Source organism: Streptomyces sp. TAA204, from assembly GCF_000424965.1.
Genome location: NZ_AUKW01000003.1, coordinates 346,156 through 363,718 on the forward strand (window position 1 = coordinate 346,156; position 17,563 = coordinate 363,718).

The 17,563-nt window shown below is 71.4% G+C and carries 12 protein-coding genes, 3 tRNA genes and 1 pseudogene; 7 read left to right on the forward strand and 9 right to left on the reverse strand.

Annotation, left to right across the window (positions count from 1 at the left end; genetic code table 11):
- Positions 1-196: 196 nt before the first annotated feature.
- Positions 197-4,492 (reverse strand): PAS domain-containing protein, encoded by a 4,296-nt coding sequence (locus tag H343_RS0107210; protein ID WP_028430593.1) that lies wholly within the window; start codon positions 4,490-4,492, stop codon positions 197-199.
- Between the two features lie 572 nt (positions 4,493-5,064).
- Between H343_RS0107210 and H343_RS0107215 the strand changes: the two genes are divergently transcribed.
- The 5 genes and pseudogenes from H343_RS0107215 to H343_RS29345 all read left to right on the forward strand — a co-directional run.
- Positions 5,065-5,156 (forward strand) — tRNA-Ser (locus tag H343_RS0107215).
- Positions 5,157-5,340: 184 nt separating this feature from the next.
- Positions 5,341-5,413: transfer RNA gene (locus H343_RS0107220), tRNA-Arg, on the forward strand.
- Between the two features lie 65 nt (positions 5,414-5,478).
- Positions 5,479-5,988, forward strand: a complete 510-nt coding sequence (locus H343_RS29340) for a GNAT family N-acetyltransferase (protein WP_037902720.1) — start codon at positions 5,479-5,481, stop codon at positions 5,986-5,988.
- A gap of 430 nt (positions 5,989-6,418) precedes the next feature.
- On the forward strand, positions 6,419-6,940 hold the full coding sequence (locus H343_RS0107230; protein WP_037902722.1) for a M23 family metallopeptidase: 522 nt from the start codon (positions 6,419-6,421) through the stop codon (positions 6,938-6,940).
- A 238-nt stretch (positions 6,941-7,178) separates the two neighbouring features.
- Positions 7,179-8,252 (forward strand): annotated as a pseudogene (locus H343_RS29345) (N-acetylmuramoyl-L-alanine amidase); the annotation flags it as partial.
- Between the two features lie 159 nt (positions 8,253-8,411).
- Here H343_RS29345 and H343_RS0107240 read toward each other — a convergent pair.
- The 3 genes from H343_RS0107240 to H343_RS0107250 all read right to left on the reverse strand — a co-directional run bounded on the left by H343_RS0107240 (position 8,412) and on the right by H343_RS0107250 (position 12,565).
- Complete coding sequence (locus H343_RS0107240) at positions 8,412-9,242, reverse strand: YceI family protein (RefSeq protein ID WP_028430595.1); 831 nt, start codon at positions 9,240-9,242, stop codon at positions 8,412-8,414.
- A 250-nt stretch (positions 9,243-9,492) separates the two neighbouring features.
- Positions 9,493-11,949, reverse strand: a complete 2,457-nt coding sequence (locus tag H343_RS0107245; RefSeq protein ID WP_486586828.1) for an MFS transporter — start codon at positions 11,947-11,949, stop codon at positions 9,493-9,495.
- A gap of 130 nt (positions 11,950-12,079) precedes the next feature.
- The gene (locus H343_RS0107250) at positions 12,080-12,565 is read right to left on the reverse strand and encodes a MarR family transcriptional regulator (RefSeq protein WP_028430597.1); all 486 of its coding nucleotides are present in this window, start codon (positions 12,563-12,565) and stop codon (positions 12,080-12,082) included.
- 188 nt (positions 12,566-12,753) lie between these two features.
- Between H343_RS0107250 and H343_RS0107255 the strand changes: the two genes are divergently transcribed.
- Positions 12,754-12,981 (forward strand): hypothetical protein, encoded by a 228-nt coding sequence (locus tag H343_RS0107255; protein ID WP_028430598.1) that lies wholly within the window; start codon positions 12,754-12,756, stop codon positions 12,979-12,981.
- Between the two features lie 356 nt (positions 12,982-13,337).
- Here the strand turns inward: H343_RS0107255 and H343_RS0107260 are convergent, their stop codons facing one another.
- The 3 genes from H343_RS0107260 to H343_RS35505 form a co-directional block, all read right to left on the reverse strand.
- Entirely contained in the window at positions 13,338-14,198 is an 861-nt protein-coding gene (locus H343_RS0107260; protein WP_028430599.1) for an RNA polymerase sigma factor SigF, read from the reverse strand.
- Between the two features lie 198 nt (positions 14,199-14,396).
- A complete protein-coding gene (locus H343_RS0107265; RefSeq protein WP_028430600.1) occupies positions 14,397-15,188 on the reverse strand; it encodes an RNA polymerase sigma factor SigF in 792 nt (263 codons plus the stop codon).
- Positions 15,189-15,453: 265 nt separating this feature from the next.
- Entirely contained in the window at positions 15,454-15,618 is a 165-nt protein-coding gene (locus H343_RS35505; protein WP_199778890.1) for a hypothetical protein, read from the reverse strand.
- Between the two features lie 495 nt (positions 15,619-16,113).
- On the opposite strand from H343_RS35505, the gene H343_RS0107275 reads away from it, so the two are divergent.
- Positions 16,114-16,743, forward strand: a complete 630-nt coding sequence (locus H343_RS0107275; protein WP_028430601.1) for a hypothetical protein — start codon at positions 16,114-16,116, stop codon at positions 16,741-16,743.
- Between the two features lie 134 nt (positions 16,744-16,877).
- Here the strand turns inward: H343_RS0107275 and H343_RS0107280 are convergent.
- Positions 16,878-16,962 (reverse strand) — tRNA-Ser (locus tag H343_RS0107280).
- A gap of 81 nt (positions 16,963-17,043) precedes the next feature.
- The gene (gene tadA, locus H343_RS0107285) at positions 17,044-17,541 is read right to left on the reverse strand and encodes a tRNA adenosine(34) deaminase TadA (protein WP_028430602.1); all 498 of its coding nucleotides are present in this window, start codon (positions 17,539-17,541) and stop codon (positions 17,044-17,046) included.
- Positions 17,542-17,563: the final 22 nt, after the last annotated feature.

Consider the following 17,563-nt stretch of genomic DNA (forward strand, 5'->3'; position numbering starts at 1 on the left):
CCGTGGGACGGTCCGCACGGCTCCGCTGGGTGAACCGCCCCGCCAACTGCAGACCGCCGACCGCCCCGCCAACTGCCGACCGCCGGCCGCCGGCTGTGCACGGGAACGGGGACGGGTACGACAGGGGCGGGCACCCGAGGTGTCCTCCCCTCCCGTGCGGTCAACGCGCGGAGACCGATGCCCGCGACGGTGCAGGTCAGTTGGCGCCGATCCGCGTCAGCAGATCGACGAGCCTGCGCTGCACCTCGCCGTTCGTCGAGCGCTCGGCGAGGAAGAGCACCGTCTCGCCGGTCGCCAGCCGGGGAAGCTCCGCCGGATTCATGTCGGCGGAGGTGTAGATGACGAACGGGGTGCGGCTGAGCAGGCCGTTCGCCCGCAGCCAGTCGATGATTCCGGTACGCCGCCTGTGCACCTGCATCAGGTCCATCACGACCAGATTGGGGCGCATCTGCGCGGCCACGTTCACCGCGGCCTCGTCCGTCGGAGCGTGACCGACCTGGATGCCGCGCCGTTCCAGCGACGCCGCGAGCGCACCCACGATCGGGGGACGCTCCTCGATCAGCAGTACACGCGGCGGGTGCTGCTCGCTGTCCCGCGGCGCGAGTGCCTTGAAGAGCACGGCCGGATCGGCGCCGTACGCCGCCTCACGCGTCGCCTGCCCGAGCCCGGCCGTCACCAGCACGGGCACCTCGGCCGCGATCGCCGCCGTACGCAGAGACTGCAGCGCTGTCCGTGTGATCGGCCCGGTGAGGGGGTCCACGAACAGCGCGGCGGGATAGGCCGCCTTCTGCGCGTCGACCTCTTCGCGCGAGTGCACGATGACGGGGCGGTAGCCGCGCTCGTCGAGGGCCTGCCGGGTGGAGGCGTCCGGCTCGGGCCACACGAGAAGCCGCCGCGGATTGTCCAGCGGCTCCGGCGGCAGCTCGTCGTCGACGGCCTGCGGGGGCACGGGCACTCCACGGCCGTCGGTCACCTCGACGGGACTGTCCGGGCCGTCCAGTGGCTCCGGGCCCTCAGCGGCGCCCGCCGCCGGTGCCTCGATCGTGAACTCGCGGGCGGGCGGAGCCGCAGCCTGCGCCTGAGCCTGCCCGGATGCCTGAGAGCCGCCGGGCTGCGGCTGCTGACCGGGCTGCTGCTGACCGGACTGCGGGCCGGACGCGCCCTCGTCGGCCTCCCCCGGAGGTGCCGCGAGCCTGCGGCGCCTGCCGGAACCGGGCGTGGACGGGGTGGACGGTATGGCCGTCGGCGGCGTGGGCGCAGGCGTGGGAGCGGGCCCGGCGGGCGGCCCCGGAGAGGCAGGCCCGGCCTGCTGCTCACCGCCACCGTGCGTGAACGGCACGCCCTGGCCGAGCGTGCGTACGAGATGGTGCCCCGTCTCGTACGGGGACTGCCCCTCGGAGCCGCCCGGCGCGCCCGGCATGGGCAGGCCCTGCGGCTGCGGGGAGCTCTGCGGCAGCGGACCACCGCCCAGGATCGGACTGGCGGCGACCACCGAATGCTCGACGGCACGCGGTTCGGGCTGCTGCTCCTCCTCCTCGGGCTCCGCCTCCGGTACGGGCGGCGCCTCGGGCTGACCGGACTGCGGCGGCTGCACCGGGGACTGCACCGGTGGCTGAACCGGGGACGGCGGCGCCGCGCCGTTCTGCGCGGCTGCCACCTCCGGGCGCGGCTGCGAGGGGGGCACGCCCTCCCCGCCCGCCGCCGCGGCAGCGGCGCTCACGGCAGCCGAACCGTTCGCGTTGCCGGCGGCGACCGCCTCGGCCGGCTGCGGGGCCGCCTGTCCCGGAGGGAGCGCGAACGCCGTGGGCTGCTGCCCCTGCCCTGTTGGGGCCGGTCCGGGCTGCCCCTGCACCTGCCCGGTCTGCGCCGGTCCCGGCAGCGGCTGCGCGGGCGGTGCCGCGAACTGCACACCCTGCGCTGCCGGTTCGCCTTCGGGCTGCGGGGTCTGCCCCGGAGCCCGGGCGTCGGCCTGTACCTGCGGCTCCGACCCCGCCTGCCCCTGCGCCTGGGCACGGGCCAGGCGCCGGGCTCTGCGCCCGCCGGAGCCGCCGGCACCTCCGGCCGAGTCGCCCTCGCCTTCAGCTCCGCCCGGTTCGGCCGCGCTTCCGCCCGTTCCGGCCTGGTCGGGCTGAGCCGGCTGCACGGGCTGAGCCGCCTGTTCGGGCTGAACGGGCCCGACGGGCTGAGCCGGCTGAACGGGCTGCTCCTGCGCGGGACGGCGCGCACGGCGGCCCGTACCCGGCTGAGCGGGCACCTGCTGACCGGGAGCCGCCTCGCCGGCACCCGCGGAGACCTGCCCGGCACCAGCAGCCTGCACGGCACCTTCCGCTTCCGCGTCCGTACCCGCCTGCGCCGGCGATGCCAGAGCGCGCCGGGAGCGCCGCCCGGCACCCGCCTGCTGTGGCACGGCCTCACCGGGAGGGCCGCCCGCGTCGCCGCCGGCGGCGGGCAGCTCCAGCGCGCCGCCCCGCGCACCGGAATCGTGCGCGGCGGCTGTCTGTTCGTGCTGTGCCTGTGCCTGTGCCTGAGGTTGTGCCTGTGCCTGCGCCTCGGCAGGGCTGGGACGTCCGCGGCGACGGCCGGTGGGACGTCCTTCCTCCTCGGGCGCGGACGGTACGGCCACCGCGTGCGCCTGCTCGGACTGCCGCTCCTGCGCGGCATACGCATGCTGGCCCGGTGCTCCGGGCGCGCCCGGCTGCGCCTGGAACTGGTTCGGGAGGCCGGCGGCCTGCGGGCCGCCCGTCACGTCACCCGACCCGGTCCACGCGCCGGCAGCGGACAACTCGCCGTCGCCGGCCTGAGCTTCCGTGCCGCGCACCGGCTGCGCGGGAACGGGCATCACCGTCGTCTCGTTCTGGCCCTCGCGAGCACGCGGGACGGCACCGTTCGCGCCGGCCCCACTGCCGCCGACACTGCCGCCGCCACTGCCGTCGGTGCTGCTGCCCCCAGCGTCCATACCGGGAGCTCCGGCCTCCGCCCCGCCGCCGGACCCGTCCGCTGAGACAGGCACCTCCAGCACGTACGCGCTGCCTCCCGCACCCGGCACCTCGTGTGTCTGCAGGACACCGCCGTGCCGGCGCACGATGCCGCGCACGATCGGTTCGTGGACGGGATTGCCGCCGCTGTAAGGCCCGCGCACCTCGATCCGGACCACGTCACCGCGCTGCGCCGCCGCGACCACGATCGTGGAGTCCAGCCCGGGAGTGGCCGCAGGGGCGCTGCCGGTGGCGTCGACCCCCGCGACGTCCGCGATCAGATGGGCCAGCGCCGTCGCCAGCCGCTCAGCGTCGACCTCGGCCTCTATCGGCGGCGCGTGCACCGCGAACTGCGCGCGCCCCGGCCCGATCAGCTCCACGGCGCCCTCGACGCCGTTCGCCACGACCCCGTCCAGGGAGACCACTTCGCGCCGCAGCTTCTCGCGGCCCGCGTCAAGGCGCTGATAGCCGAGCACGTTGTCCATCAGCGTCGTCATCCGCGCGTAGCCCGCGGACAGGTGGTGCAGGATCTGGTTGGCCTCGGGCCACAGCTGTCCCGCGGGGTCGGCGGCCAGGCCGCCCAGGTCGTCCCGCAGCTGCTCCAGCGGGCCGCGCAGCGACTCCTGGAGCACGGCGAGCAGTTGCTCGTGCCTGCCTGCCAGCGACTCGTAGGCGCGGCGGTCGCTGAAGGTCACCACGGCGCCCACGAGCTGCTCGCCGTCGCGCACGGGTGCCGTCGTGATGTCGACGGGCACCGGCTGCCCGTCCTTCGCCCACAGCACCTGCCCGGCACGCACCCGGTGCTTGCGCCCGGACTTGAGGGTGTCGCTGAGGGTGGTCTCCTCGTACGGGAGGGCGTTTCCGTCGGGCCGCGAGTGGAGCAGCAGCGGGTGCAGCTCCTGGCCGCCCAGGTCGCCCGCGCGGTAGCCGAGGATCTGGGCCGCCGCCGGGTTGACGAGAACGATGCGCCCCTCGGTGTCCACCCCTACGACACCTTCGGACGCGGCACGCAGGATCATCTCGGTCTGGCGCTGCTGGCGGGCGAGTTCGGCCTCGGTGTCGAGGGTGCCGGTCAGATCGCGTACGACGAGCATCAGCAGCTCGTCGCCCGTGTAGGAGTTGCCGGAGCCCGGACCGTGGTCCGCGAAGGCGGCTTCGAACGCGGACGCGTACGGCGTGCGCCCGTCCTCGAGATTCGCGCTGGTGACCTCGACGGGGAAGTCGCTGCCGTCAGTGCGCCGGGCCACCATGCGGGTCGGCCGCTGGCGCTCCTGGATCTCGGCGGCGGCGTCGTCCGGCCTGCGCATCGAACCCGGAATCCGCTTCGAGTCGAACTCGGGCAGCAGGTCGAGCAGCCCTCGCCCCACCAGTGCGGTGCCGGGGGTCTCGAACGCTTCCAGCGCGATGGTGTTGGCGTTCACCACCGTTCCGTTGCAGTTGACCAGCAGCAACGCATCGGGCAGCGCATCGAGTATGGCGGCGAGACGAGCAGCGCCTCGTGATGGCCTGCTGCTCACGACGACCCTTCCTCCCTGATGACCACGGTGCCGGTGACCAGCGGCCCGTTTCTGCTCCGTCCGGTCACGGCTGCCAGTGTGCCGCTGATCCCGGGCGTCTCACTAGAGGGGAGTCTAAGGGCAGCGCCTGCGGGTGAGGCCGGGATGCACGGGAGAGGGACGGCGGGCGGGCGGCGGGGGCACCGCGCCCCCCTGCCCGTGCCCCTGTCCCTGCCCGTGGCCGCTCTGCGGGCTCCGGGTGCCTCTTCCTCCGCCGTCAACTTCGCTCCTCGCTGTGCGTACGCCTGCCGGGGGTCTTCGGCAGGTCGGGCAGGGTGCGCCTTCCCCGTCGTTCCGATCTCACGTCCGCCGGCCCCTCTTCTCCCCGGCCTCCGCCGCCTCTTCCGGTGCACCGGGGGTGCCGTGCCGCGTGGGGCGTCAAGTCGCGGATAGTTCCCGGTCATCGACGGTCGGGCTGTCATTCGCTTTGCCCGCCGGTACCGTGACCGAGTACGGTAGGGGCCGATTGGAGACAGCCGGTGAGGCTGTGCCATCATCAAGCACACGCCGCCTCGCTCGAGCGAGGTGCGTCTGGAGGCTTCGCCTAGTCTGGTCTATGGCGCCGCACTGCTAATGCGGTTTCGGGGTAACCCCCTGATCGAGGGTTCAAATCCCTCAGCCTCCGCTTCCGATCTTCGCGATCACGGAACCCCGGCTTCCGCGGCCGGGGTTCTTTGCGTCCGGGGCCAGTGCTCAGGGGGCCTTTTCGCAGCTCAGCGGGGGTGCGGCAAACAGATTTCGCCTCTCGGCACCGGTCATGTAATGTTGTTCCCGCAACGCAGCCCGGCCGCTCAACAGCCGGATGTCAAGCGCTCGTAGCTTAACGGATAGAGCATCTGACTACGGATCAGAAGGTTGCAGGTTCGAATCCTGCCGAGCGCGCGCTGTGAAGAAGCCCCTCGGGATTTCCCGAGGGGCTTCTTCCGTGCCGCGGGCAGAGTGCGTCCATGCGCGACGACGTCACCCTGCGGCCGCTCGACGAGGAGTCGCTCCGCGAACTCCTGGACGCCGCGGTCGAGGGCGCGGACCCGGCAGAGGTGATGCCCCCGGTGGAGGGCCCCGCCGGGTGGACGGCCCAACGGCGGGCGGCGTTCCTGCGGTTCCACAGATCCAGGTCGCTGTCGGCCGCGCCGGTGGAGATCACGTACGCCGTCACCGTGGGAGGAACCGTGGCAGGCGCCGCCCGGCTCGGTGTGCTGGAGACGGAGAGGCGTGCCGCGGAGGCCGGGTTGTGGCTCTCAAGGTCCCAGCGGGGCAGAGGGGTCGGTGGCGCGGTGCTGGGCCGGCTCGTCGACCTCGCGGGCGCCGAGGAGTTCGAGTCGTTGTTCGTGAGTACGACTCCGGACAACGCGGCCGTTCGCCGTCTGCTCATGCAGAATGGCGTCGAACCCGTCCCGGTGGGGGAGACGGTCACCGGTTGGATTGATCTCGGCGCGGGCGGGCAGGCGGGTCGGTGATTCGCCGGGAGGGCGCGATTTCCCGTACCGGAGGTGCGGCGTCCGGTGGATTCCGGGGGTTTTCGGCCTTCGGCGTTCTTTCGCTTCACCCGGGAAATACAGGGCATTTGCGGTGCTTGGCCGTCCTCGAGTGACGGCAGGTCCGGTGAGCGGCCGGTCCGGCGGTCCGGCCCGCCACGGATTCCGTACGCCAACAGTCCCCGGCGGCACGGCAGTTCGGTCCAGAACGTGAGACGCGGATCTCTTTCACTGGTTGGACCAAAAAAGAAGTGGTCCGAATTCGCGTGCCTGTGGACGATTCGCACCGCCGTTTTTCTTCACCACGCCGAGAAAAAGCCACTTGTTGAGCGAACAGGGTTGTCGCGTACATGGCCGGTCTCTTCTACTGGCGTTCGCACGGAATTCGTCTTCATCCGTGGAAGGAATGCCGATGTCCCGTCCCCACAGCGGACGCACCAAGCGCGCGCTGATCGCTCTCACCGCCGCCTGCGGCTGTGCCCTGACGACCCTGGTGGCCCTGCCGTCGAGCGCGAGCGCAGCGGCGGGCGAGAAGGCCGCCTACCCGGGTGCCTGCCCGGTCGCGGCGGAGATCAGCCAGGGGTACCACGACGGCCACGACGGCGTCGATCTCGCCGCCCCGATCGGTACGCCGATCTTCGCGGCCGGTCCCGGTGAGGTCACCGAGTCCGGTCCGGCCAGCGGTTACGGCCAGTGGGTCCGCATCAAGCACCCGGACGGCTCAGTGACCGAGTACGGCCACATGTTCGAGCGGTTCGTCGCCGTCGGCGATACCGTCACCGAAGGCCAGCGGATCGCCTCCGTGGGCAACGAGGGCCAGTCGACGGGCCCGCACCTGCACTTCGAGGTGCATATCGACGGCGGCACCGGCTTCGGTGACGACCCGCTGGCCTACATGGCAGAGCGCGGCGTCACCCTGCCGTGCACACCCTGACGGGCTGACGTTCGCGGAGCGGGTCCCCTTCCCGCTCTCCGTACGGTCCTGTCGCCGGGGCGCCACGTGCAGCGCGGCGCACAGGCGGCGTCACGTCCCGCTGCCCCCCACCGGGACGTGACGCACGGGCGTACCACGCCGACCCACCAGGTACCGGCCGAGATCCGGCGTGCCGGCCGGTACCGCAGAGCTCGATCCCCCCACCACGCGCCGGAACTGCAGAGAGGCGACCAGCCCCATGAACACACGCAAGAGAGCCCTCACCGCGACCGTCTGCGGCGCGATCGCCCTGTCCCTGAGCGCCGTCGGGCAGAGCGCGACGGCGGCCCCCGCCGGCGCCGGGCCGACCATGAACGAGGCCTTCACCGAGGCCGCTTCGGAGTTCGACGTACCGCGCGACCTGCTGGTGTCCGTCGGCTACGCCGAGACACGCCTCGACGGTCACGACGGCAAGCCGAGCCAGGACAACGGCTTCGGCGTCATGCACCTCGTCAGCAACCCCGAACGGCAGACGCTGGAGCAGGCCGCGAAGATCACCGGAGAGTCGGTGACCGACCTGCGCGAGAACGACGCCGCGAACATCCGCGGCGGCGCGGCGGTCCTCCGGGCGTTCGCCGACAAGGCCGGCCTGAAGGCGGCCGACCGTGACCGCATCGAGGCGTGGTACCCGGCGGTCGCCGGCTACGGCGGTGCCGAGAGCGCCTCCCTCAAGCGCCTGTACGCGGACGCCGCCTACGAGTTCGTCAACGAGGGCATCCCGGCCGGGGGCACTTCGAAGGTGAGGCTCTCGCCGCAGAAGGTCAGCCCGGAGCGGGGCGGACTCGCCGACGTCTCGGCCCCGGGCACCAGGAGCGACGACTACCCGCCGGCGATCTGGAACGCCGCCGACCCCTCGAACTACAACACCGGCCGGACTGCGGCGATCTCGCAGGTCATCGTGCATGTGACCCAGGGCGCCTACGCCGGGACGATCAGCTGGTTCAAGAACCCGGAGTCCGACGTCAGCTCCCACTACGTGGTGCGTTCCTCCGACGGCGAGGTGACGCAGATGGTGCGGGACGCCGACACCGCATGGCACGCCAAGAGCGGCAACGCCTCCGGTCTCGGAATCGAGCACGAGGGCTTCGTCGACGACCCGGCGTGGTTCACCGACGCGATGTACCGCTCCTCCGCCGCGCTGACGAAGCACCTGTGCGACAAGCACGGCATCCCCAAGGACCGCGCGCACATCGTGGGCCACAACGAGGTTCCCGGCAACGACCACACCGACCCGGGCCCGAACTGGAACTGGGACACCTACATGTCCTACGTGAACAGCTGACCCCATAGGGGTGACACCGCCGCTCCGGTGGCCCGGCGCAGTGCCGGACCGCCGGAGCGGCGCCGCGTCGGCGTGCGGCGCCGGGCAAAGCGGCCAGAGCCCCCGCAGCAGACTCGTGACCGCGCTGCCTGCGGAGGCTCTCCGCAGGACTCACCCGTAGTCCGGCAGCGTCTCCCCCTGCACCGCCTGGATGTCGAGCTCGATCTTCAGTCTCGTCCCGATCGCCGCGATGCCGGCCGCGAGTATCTGGTTGTAGTTCATCGCGAAGTCCTCGCGCCTGAGTTCGGCCGTCGCCTTGAACGCGGCCCGTACGCCGCCCCAGAGGTCGGGGCCGTAGCCGAGGTAGGAGAGGTCGAGTGTGACGTCCCGTACGACGCCGTGCATCGCCAGCCATCCGTGTACCGCCCAGCGGTCGGTGCCCGAGGGCTCGACCGCGTGGCTGCGGTAGGTCAGCTGTGGGTGCTTGTCCACATTGAGGAAGTCCTCGGAGCGCAGGTGCGCGTCGCGGACGGGGTTGCCGGTGTTGATGCTCGCGCCCTCGATGACGGCCTCGACCCAGGACCGCTCCGGCTCCTCGTCGATCTCCACGCGGGCGTAGAACTTCTCGAAGCGGCCGTGCACGCTGGAGATGCCCAGGTGCTGTGCCGTGGCACCGACCGTCGAGTGGACCGGATCGATCGTCCACGGCCCGGGCGGCGGCAGTTCGGTACCCCCCTGCCGCACCAGTTCCAGCGTGCCCAGGTCGACCCGTCCGGAGGCGGTGACCAGCGCGGTGGAGGCGGCCGGAGCGTAGCCCAGAGCCGTCGCGATCACCGTGTACGGTCCGGCGGGCAGCGCCTCCTCGCTCTGTATGAGGCCCTCCGGGTCCGCCTCGACGCGGAGGACCTGCTCGCCCGTCATGTCGGTCACGGTCAGCACGGCGTGCTGTACCGGCCAACCCTCGCGGGTGTGGATCTGCGCCCGCACGCCTGTGCCTGCCATGTCTCGATCTCGCTCCTTCTCGTTCAGGCACGGTCTGTCGTCCGGCCTGTGACAGGCCCCGGGCCACCGCTCCCTGGTTCCAGGACCGGGCCGCGAGACCGGGCACCGGGACCGGGACCGGCGAGCCGTCCCGTGCCCGCCGCCCAGTCTTCCTTCTGCCGCCGCGGGGCGGGAAGGCCGTCACCGGCCCGCCCCGTGCGGACCGCGTACGGGGAGGGCACCCCTGGGGCGGTGCCGGACGGCGGGTGGCTCACTCGCCGGGGTGGTGCAGTTCGATGTCGTAGGCGTCCTCGCCGTGACCGTCGACATTGAGGGCGGACGCCACCGGCGGATACCCGGTGGCGATGACCGAGTAGTCACCGGGGTCGAGGTCGGTGAAGCCGTACGCGCCGTCCTCGCCGGTGGTGGCGACGGCGACCACGTTCCCCTCCGCGTCGACGAGCGTCACGCGTGCGTCCGGCAGCGGGCTGCGGTCGACGCCCGCCCGGATGACGCCCTGCACGCGGGCGCCCGCGGCCAGTTCGACCTCGACACGGCTGACGCCCTGCCCCGCCACCTCGACTGGCTGTGCGGAGGGGCGGTACCCGGGTGCGTTGACGGCGAGGGTGAAGGTGCCGGGCACCATCTCGTCGAAGCTGAAGTCCCCCCGCTCGCCGGTGCGTCCGGTGGCCAGCACCTCGCCCCGGTCGTCGGTGACGACGACCATCGCCGAGCCCACGGGCTGTCCGTCGACGGAGCCGCGTACGTGGCCGGCGAGCGCGCTGGTGGCGTGCAGGAGCACGTCCTGGAGGAGGGGCTCCTCGCCGACGGTGATCGTGGACGCCTGCGGCTGGTGGCCGTCCGCGGCGGTGATGAGCACGTAGCTGCCGGGGCCGGGGGTGTCCACGCCGTACCGTCCGTCGGCCCGGGCCACGCAGCGTCCCAGCTGGCTTCCGGTCAGCGAGATCAGAGTCAGCGCGGCCCGCGGCACCCCGGCGCCCTCGGCGTTGCGGACGACGCCGCGCACCGAGTGCTGGGAGAGCGAGGAGAGGTCGGTCTCCTCGGCGCCCTTCGCCGACCACGGCCCTGCCCCGTCCGGGCCGCCGTGTGCCTGCTCCTGCCGCGCCGAGTGCCACGCCGCGGCGGCAGCGGCGGCGGAGGCGTCCGGGACGCTCTGCTGCCGGCCGTCCGCGCCGGTGCCGCCGTCCGGCTCCCCGTGTGCCTGCTCCATGGCCGACGTCGTCCTCAGCGGCATCTCCTTGATCCACAGCACCAGCAGCAGGCTCAGCAGGGCGCAGGGTGCGGCGTAGAGGTAGATGTCGCCGATGCCGTGGCCGTAGGCGTTCTGGATGACCTCGCGTACGGGGCCGGGCAGTTCGGAGAGGTCGGGGATGTCGCTGCCGCTGCCGCCTGTGGGGCCGCCGTGCTGGATGCCGAGTCTGTCCAGTCCCGCGTCGACGTGGTCGGCGACGCGGTGGGCGAGCACCGCGCCCAGCACGGAGACGCCGACGGCGCCGCCGAGGGAGCGGAAGAAGTTCACCGTCGAGCTCGCGGCGCCAAGGTCGGCGGGGCCCACCACGTTCTGCGTGGCCAGCACGAGGTTCTGCATCATCATGCCGACGCCGAGGCCGAGCAGGGTCATGAAGACGGCCATGTGCCAGTAGACGGTGTCGTACCGCAGGGTGCCCAGCAGCCCCATGCCGGCGGTCACCAGCAGGCCGCCGGAGCAGAGCCAGAGCTTCCACTTGCCCGTACGGGCGATGATCTGCCCCGAGAGGGTGGTGGAGAGGAACATGCCGACGATCATCGGGATCGTCATCACACCGGCCATCGTCGGTGACTCGCCGCGCGCCAGCTGGAAGTACTGGCCGAGGTAGACCGTCGCGCCGAACATCGCGATGCCGACGAACATCGAGGCGGCCGACGTCAGCGCGATCGTGCGGTTGCGGAACAGCCGCAGCGGGATGATCGGTTCGGCGGCCTTGGACTCCACGAGGACGAACAGCAGCGCCAGCAGCAGCGAACCGCCCACCATCGCGTAGCTCTGCCACGAGAACCAGGCGTACTTGTCGCCGGCGAAGGTCACCCACACCAGCAGCAGCGAGGCGGCGGCGGCCACCAGGAAGGCACCGGTCCAGTCCACCTTCACCTGCCGCTTGACGACCGGGAGACGGAGCGTCCGCTGGAGCACCACCAGTGCGATCACGGCGAAGGGGATGCCGACGTAGAAGCACCAGCGCCAGCCGAGCCAGCTGGTGTCGGTGATGACGCCTCCCAGCAGCGGACCGCTCACCATGGCGACCGCGAAGGAGGCGCCGATGTAGCCGGTGTAACGGCCGCGTTCCCGCGGGGAGATCATCGCTGCGATCACGGTCTGGACGAGGGCGGAGATACCGCCCATGCCTATGCCCTGCACGGCGCGCGAGGAGATCAGCATGCCGGTGTTCTGTGCCAGTCCGGCGCTGGCCGAGGCGAGTACGAAGATGACGATCGCCGTCTGGATCAGCGCCTTCTTGCTGAAGAGGTCCGCCAGCTTCCCCCACAGGGGGGTGGAGGCGGTCATCGTCAGCAGTGAGGCGGCCACCACCCAGGTGTAGGAGCTCTGGGCGCCGCCGAGGTCGGCGACGATCTTCGGCAGGGCGTTCGCGACGATCGTCGAGGACAGGATGGCGACGAACATGCCGAGCAGCAGCCCGGACAGCGCCTCCATGATCTGCCGGTGCGTCATGGGTGCGGTGCCGTCCGGCCCCAAGGAGGCAGGCGGCTGCGTGCGGGACGCGTTCCCCGCTCCGCCTCCGGCGCCGGTGCCCTGCACACCGGACGGTGTGGTCGTGGCCATTCTCTTCCTTACTTCTTCCTCAGTGCCGTGCGGTGGTCTGTGGAGGGCCCTGCTGAGCGGGGCGCGCACGGCTGTCGCCGAAGCTCTCCCGAAGACGCTCCAGCATCTCGTTCAGCCGTGCGATGTCCTCCTCCGTCCAGTCGTGAAGAACGTTCTCCAGGGCCTCGGTTGTGGCCTCGGAGAGGGTCTCCAGTTGCCGGTTTCCCCGTTCGGTGAGGCGGAGCAGCCGGGAGCGGCCGTCCTCCGGGTCGGGGTGCCGCTCGACCCATCCGCGCTCCTCGGTGTGTGAGACGTGACGGCTCGTGACCGACATGTCCGTGGCCATGAGTTGCGAGAGCCGGCCCATGCGCATCTCGCCGTACTTGTGCAGAAGTGTGAGCACACCGGCGGAGGCGGGCGGACAGTCATGTGGCAATCCACGCGCCATCTCTCGCCTGACGGCACCGATCCCGCTAAGGTGCCGGGCCAGTTCCTCGTAGCTCCCGCGTGCGGCTCGTGCAGCCATCTCACCCCTGCTTATCGTTGCTTCGGGCAACCATAAACCCTTAGTTGCCGTACGCAAATGAAGTGGGCGTATCCGGAGGCAAAGAATCAGCAAAGCTGATCTTGCTCCCGGGGAGTGCCGCGCTGTGCCGGAAGGCGCGGCCGGGCCGGGGCTGCCGAGGACGGAAGGGTTCGCTAGGGTCCTGCCCCATGGCTCACAACCCTCATGCCCCGCAAGGTCCCGACCCCTCCCAGGACCCGGCCGGCAGCACGCAGATGTTCCGCGCGTTCGTCGACGAGGAGACGGGCGGTGGTGCGAGCGCGAGGCGGCACCCCGCGCCGCAGCCTGCTTCCTCGGGCCCCAGGACCGGACTGATCGTCGGCGTCGCCGCCGCCGTCGCGGTGGTGGCCGCGGCCATCTGGCTCGCCTTGTTCTGACGGTCCCACGCCGAAGCGTTCTCACGGTCCCACGCTGAAGCGGCCGGTCCGCGTGCGTACCGGCCGTGGGCTGAGGCCGCCCCGCGGGCAGGCCGGGCCCGCGGCTCCGACTGGCCGGGCAGCGGCCCGTGTTGCGGCCCTGGCCGGCCGGCGGCGGTGCCCGGGGCGCTCGCCGCGCGTGTCCCCGCGCTTTCCGGTCGCCGAGCCGTCTCCGGCCGGGTCTGTGGCTCGTCAGCCGTTCCCGGCTCCGTGCCGGGGGTTCCAGCGCCGGGAGATGCGTGCGTACGGCACGGCTCCGTACGCGGCACATCCGTACGCCGTACGTCCGGGCGGCATGTCCCGGTGCGGCGCAGGGCTCACTCCTCCGCGATCAGCCCCTCGCGCAGCTGCGCGAGCGTACGGGTCAGCAGCCGCGAGACGTGCATCTGCGAGATGCCGACCTCCTCGCCGATCTGGGACTGCGTCATGTTGGCGAAGAAGCGCAGCATGATGATCTGCCGTTCACGCGGCGGCAGTTTGGCCAGCAGCGGCTTCAGCGACTCGCGGTACTCCACGCCCTCCAGCGCGCTGTCCTCGTAACCGAGCCGGTCCGCGAGCGATCCCTCGCCGCCGTCCTCCTCGACGGACGGGGAGTCCAGCGAGGAGGCCGTGTAGGCGTTGCCCACAGCCAGCCCGTCGACCACGTCCTCCTCGGACACCCCGAGACACTGGGCGAGTTCGGTCACGGTGGGAGAGCGGTCCAGGGTCTGCGACAGCTCGTCGCTCGCCTTCGTCAGCGCGAGCCGCAGCTCCTGCAGCCGGCGCGGCACCCGCACCGACCAGGACGTGTCGCGGAAGAAGCGCTTGATCTCGCCGACGACCGTCGGCATCGCGAACGTGGGGAACTCCACGCCGCGCTCCGCGTCGAAGCGGTCGATCGCCTTGATCAGGCCGATCGTGCCGACCTGGACGATGTCCTCCATCGGCTCGTTGCGGCTGCGGAAACGGGCCGCCGCGTACCGCACGAGCGGCAGGTTGAGTTCGATGAGGGTGTCGCGTACGTACGTCCGCTCGGTGCCGTCGTTGTCGAGTGCGGCGAGCCGGAGGAAGAGGGAGCGGGAGAGGGTGCGCGTGTCGATGGCATCGTGGTCTGCGGGGGCCTCGGGGGCTCCCAAGGCGTCGACGTCGTCGGTCGTGTTCTCGTTGAGCACCTTCGAGCTGCCCAGTTCTACGGACATGCCACCCCCTTGAGGTCGCGGACGGATCGCTGCGGCACCCTCCGGAGAGGGAGGCACCTCCCCCTGCATACCGGAAGCGCCGTCGCCGCAAACGCAGCTCTTGCAGAATGTCACAAGTAGGCAACACGACGTAGCCTCATGTCGATAAAACTGCATAGCTGAGGCAGTTGGGTCGCCACAACGCGTGCCTCTGTCCGCTTATGCCTCGATTCGATTGGCGGCCCGCAGTCGCGCGAAGCTCCGCGACAGCAGTCGCGAAACGTGCATTTGCGACACCCCCAGCTCGGCGCTGATCTGTGACTGCGTCAAGTTCCGGTAGTAGCGCAGCAGCAGGATGCGCTGTTCCCGCTCCGGCAGCTGGACGAGCAGATGCCTTACCAGATCGCGGTGTTCGACCCCGTCCAGCTCCGGGTCCTCGTAGCCGAGGCGGTCCAGCAGGCCCGGCAGGCCGTCCTCGCGCTCCTGTGCCGCCTCCAACGACGTTGCGCGGTAGGAGCGTCCGGCCTCGATGCAGGCGAGGACGTCCTCCTCGGCGAGCTTCAGGCGGTCCGCGATCTCCGCGGTGGTCGGTGAGCGTCCGAACGCCGTCGTCAGGTCCTCGGTCGCGCTGCTGACCTGGACCCACATCTCGTGCAGCCGCCTCGGCACGTGCACGGTGCGCACGTTGTCGCGGAAGTAGCGCCGGATCTCACCGATGATCGTCGGCATCGCGAAGGTGGGGAACTGCACCCCGCGCTCGGAGTCGAAGCGGTCGATGGCGTTGATGAGCCCGATGGTGCCGACCTGGACGACGTCCTCCATCGGCTCGTTGCGGCTTCGGAAGCGGGCCGCGACATAGCGCACCAGCGGAAGGTTGGCCTCGATGAGTGCGGTGCGCACCCGTTCGTGTCCCGCGGTGCCGGGCTCCTGCCCGGCCAGCTGCTCGAAGAGCTCCTGGGTCAGCGCCCGGGCCTCCGCGCTGCGGCTCTCGCGGGTCTGGGTCGCCGCCACTCAGCCACCACCTCTTCACGGGTCCGGGTCGGGTTTGCTTCACGCAACAGCCAAAAGCGGTCATAGCATCACAAGACATGTGCAATGTGCGCAAGCACCGTAAAGTGCCGTGTTGGTGAGGAGTTGAGGACTGCGGCGGGACTTCGAGCATGTATGCCGGAGCGGCCGCGGACGTGCGCACCGGGGGCCGCCACAGAGCACGGCCCCCGCACCGGTGACGTGCGAGGGCCGAATGCCGAGCGGACGACCGGAGTCGCCGGGGGGTCTAGTTGACCAGCTCCGTCATGAAGTGGCCCACGCCTTGCGCCGCGCTCGATATGCCCTCGAAACCTATCTGGACGAGGTCGGCCGCCCGGGCGGGGGAAGTGATGATCGTATACAGCGCGAAGACGGTGACCGCGTAGAGCATGATCTTCTTCGTCTGCGCCATCTCGTGCCTCCCGCGGCCGCCTGGGGTCCCCTGATCGCAGTCGGGTGAGTCTAACCACCGGTACGGGCGGTGTGATCTGCCCTTACTGCCACAAAGTCGTCGCAACCAGGGCCCATTGACCTGCGCCGCCACGATTTCGGTCCGCTTCCGGCGGGACTCGCCACGGCACGGGATCGCCCCTCGGCGCCCGCGCCGCCGCAGCGTCCTGGCCGGCGTCCGGGCCGGCGTCTCGGCGGCCGCTCCGGCGGCGAGAGCCCGGCCTCCGCGCACGCGTGAGCGCTCGCCCCGGGCCCCGGCCCGCCGCGTCACCGTCGTGAGCGTCAGGGGCGTGGACGGTCCGCTGACGCGCTGGTGGGCACGCTGCCGCGGACCGACCCCTCCCGCGAGCGGGCCTTTCCGCTCTGGCAGGATCATGCGCCTGAACGCCCGGCCGCGGGGGACCAGCCGCCGCGCCGGGCCACGGGAACAACAACTCAACGGGGAAAGTGAGAAGACATGCGCACGTGGACTCGTGCTGTCCCGGCAGCGGTGGGCGCCCTGGCGCTGGCTGTGACGCTGGCCGGATGCAACGACTCGGGCTCGTCGAAGAAGAACCGCGACGACGCCGGCTCCCACTCCTCCGGCTCCGAAGCCGGCTCCGGTTCCAAGTCGTCGGACGGCAGAACGGCCTACCGTTTGGGGGAGGCCAGCCCGCCGCAGGAAAGCACCATGCAGAAGTCCAAGGGCGCCGAATTCACGGTCACGCCCACGAAGGCGCAGACCGGGACGAAAGCCGACATGGAAAGCTCCGGCCTGAAGAAGGACAAGGACGAGGACCCCAAGGTCCCCGTGTACGTGTGGGCGACCTTCACCCACAAGAGCGGCAGGGCAATGGAAGTCGGCGAGATGGACGACAAGCTGGTCGTCAAGACGGACAAGGGTGAGCGCACCAAAGCTCTCATCGTCATCCTGGGCGACGCCAAGTGGCCGAACTGCCCGGCGACCGACACCGACAAGAAGCTGAGCGCAGGGCAGTCGGAGAAGACCTGCACCGCCTTCCTCATACCCGAGGGCCAGAAGGCAGCCTCCGTCGAACTGAGCCGGGGCTTCAGCAAGAAGCCGCTGGAGTGGCCGGTCGAGAGCTGAGCCCGCAGTAGCAGCACCTCGGCCGGATCCCGGCCGAGGTCGCTGCCGCCGTCCGCGAGGCAGAGGGGACAAGAGCCGGGGCGGAGCACGCGGAAGGGCCGGACCCCCCGAGGGGATCCGGCCCTTCCGACCTGCGGTAGCGGTGGGATTTGAACCCACGGAGGGTTGCCCCTCACTCGCTTTCGAGGCGAGCTCCTTCGGCCGCTCGGACACGCTACCGAGAGGAACTCTAGCCCAACGGGTGCCGTGGGCCGAAATCCGGAGGGGACGTCCGCAAGAGGCCGGACGTGCTTGCGTGCGTCAGCGCTCGCCGGGAGAGCCCCGGAAGAAGTCCGTGAGCAGGGACCCGCATTCGTCGGCGAGTACGCCGGAGATCACCTCCGGCCGGTGGTTGAGGCGCCGGTCCCGTACGACGTCCCACAACGAGCCCGCCGCACCCGCCTTGGTGTCCCGTGCCCCGTAGACGAGGCGGTCCAGGCGGGCGAGCACGACCGCGCCCGCGCACATCGTGCAGGGCTCCAGGGTGACCAGCAGGGTGCAGCCGTGCAGCCGCCACTCGTCGTGGAGCGTGCCGGCCGCCGCGCGGATGGCGACGACCTCCGCGTGTGCTGTCGGATCGCCGCTCGCCTCACGGGCGTTGTGGCCGAGGCCGAGGACCGTTCCGTCCGGGCCGAGGACCACGGCGCCCACCGGTACGTCGCCCGTCCCCCGTGCCCGTACGGCCTCCTCGAGGGCGCGGCGCATCGGCGCCCTCCAGCGGTCGCGGACGGGGTCGGGCACGGGGGAGGCGTCGTTCATGCAGCCAGTGTCCTACCGCGCG

Excerpts from the sequence above, each read along its gene's own strand:
- H343_RS0107255 (WP_028430598.1), top strand. The coding sequence starts at position 12,754 with ATGGCTCACAACCCTCATGCCCCGCAAGGTCCCGACCCCTCCCAGGAC.
- H343_RS29340 (WP_037902720.1), top strand. The coding sequence starts at position 5,479 with ATGCGCGACGACGTCACCCTGCGGCCGCTCGACGAGGAGTCGCTCCGC.
- H343_RS0107230 (WP_037902722.1), top strand. The coding sequence starts at position 6,419 with ATGTCCCGTCCCCACAGCGGACGCACCAAGCGCGCGCTGATCGCTCTC.
- H343_RS0107240 (WP_028430595.1), bottom strand. The coding sequence starts at position 9,242 with ATGGCAGGCACAGGCGTGCGGGCGCAGATCCACACCCGCGAGGGTTGG.
- H343_RS0107245 (WP_486586828.1), bottom strand. The coding sequence starts at position 11,949 with ATGACGCACCGGCAGATCATGGAGGCGCTGTCCGGGCTGCTGCTCGGC.
- tadA (WP_028430602.1), bottom strand. The coding sequence starts at position 17,541 with ATGAACGACGCCTCCCCCGTGCCCGACCCCGTCCGCGACCGCTGGAGG.
- H343_RS35505 (WP_199778890.1), bottom strand. The coding sequence starts at position 15,618 with ATGGCGCAGACGAAGAAGATCATGCTCTACGCGGTCACCGTCTTCGCG.
- H343_RS0107260 (WP_028430599.1), bottom strand. The coding sequence starts at position 14,198 with ATGTCCGTAGAACTGGGCAGCTCGAAGGTGCTCAACGAGAACACGACC.
- H343_RS0107250 (WP_028430597.1), bottom strand. The coding sequence starts at position 12,565 with ATGGCTGCACGAGCCGCACGCGGGAGCTACGAGGAACTGGCCCGGCAC.
- H343_RS0107275 (WP_028430601.1), top strand. The coding sequence starts at position 16,114 with ATGCGCACGTGGACTCGTGCTGTCCCGGCAGCGGTGGGCGCCCTGGCG.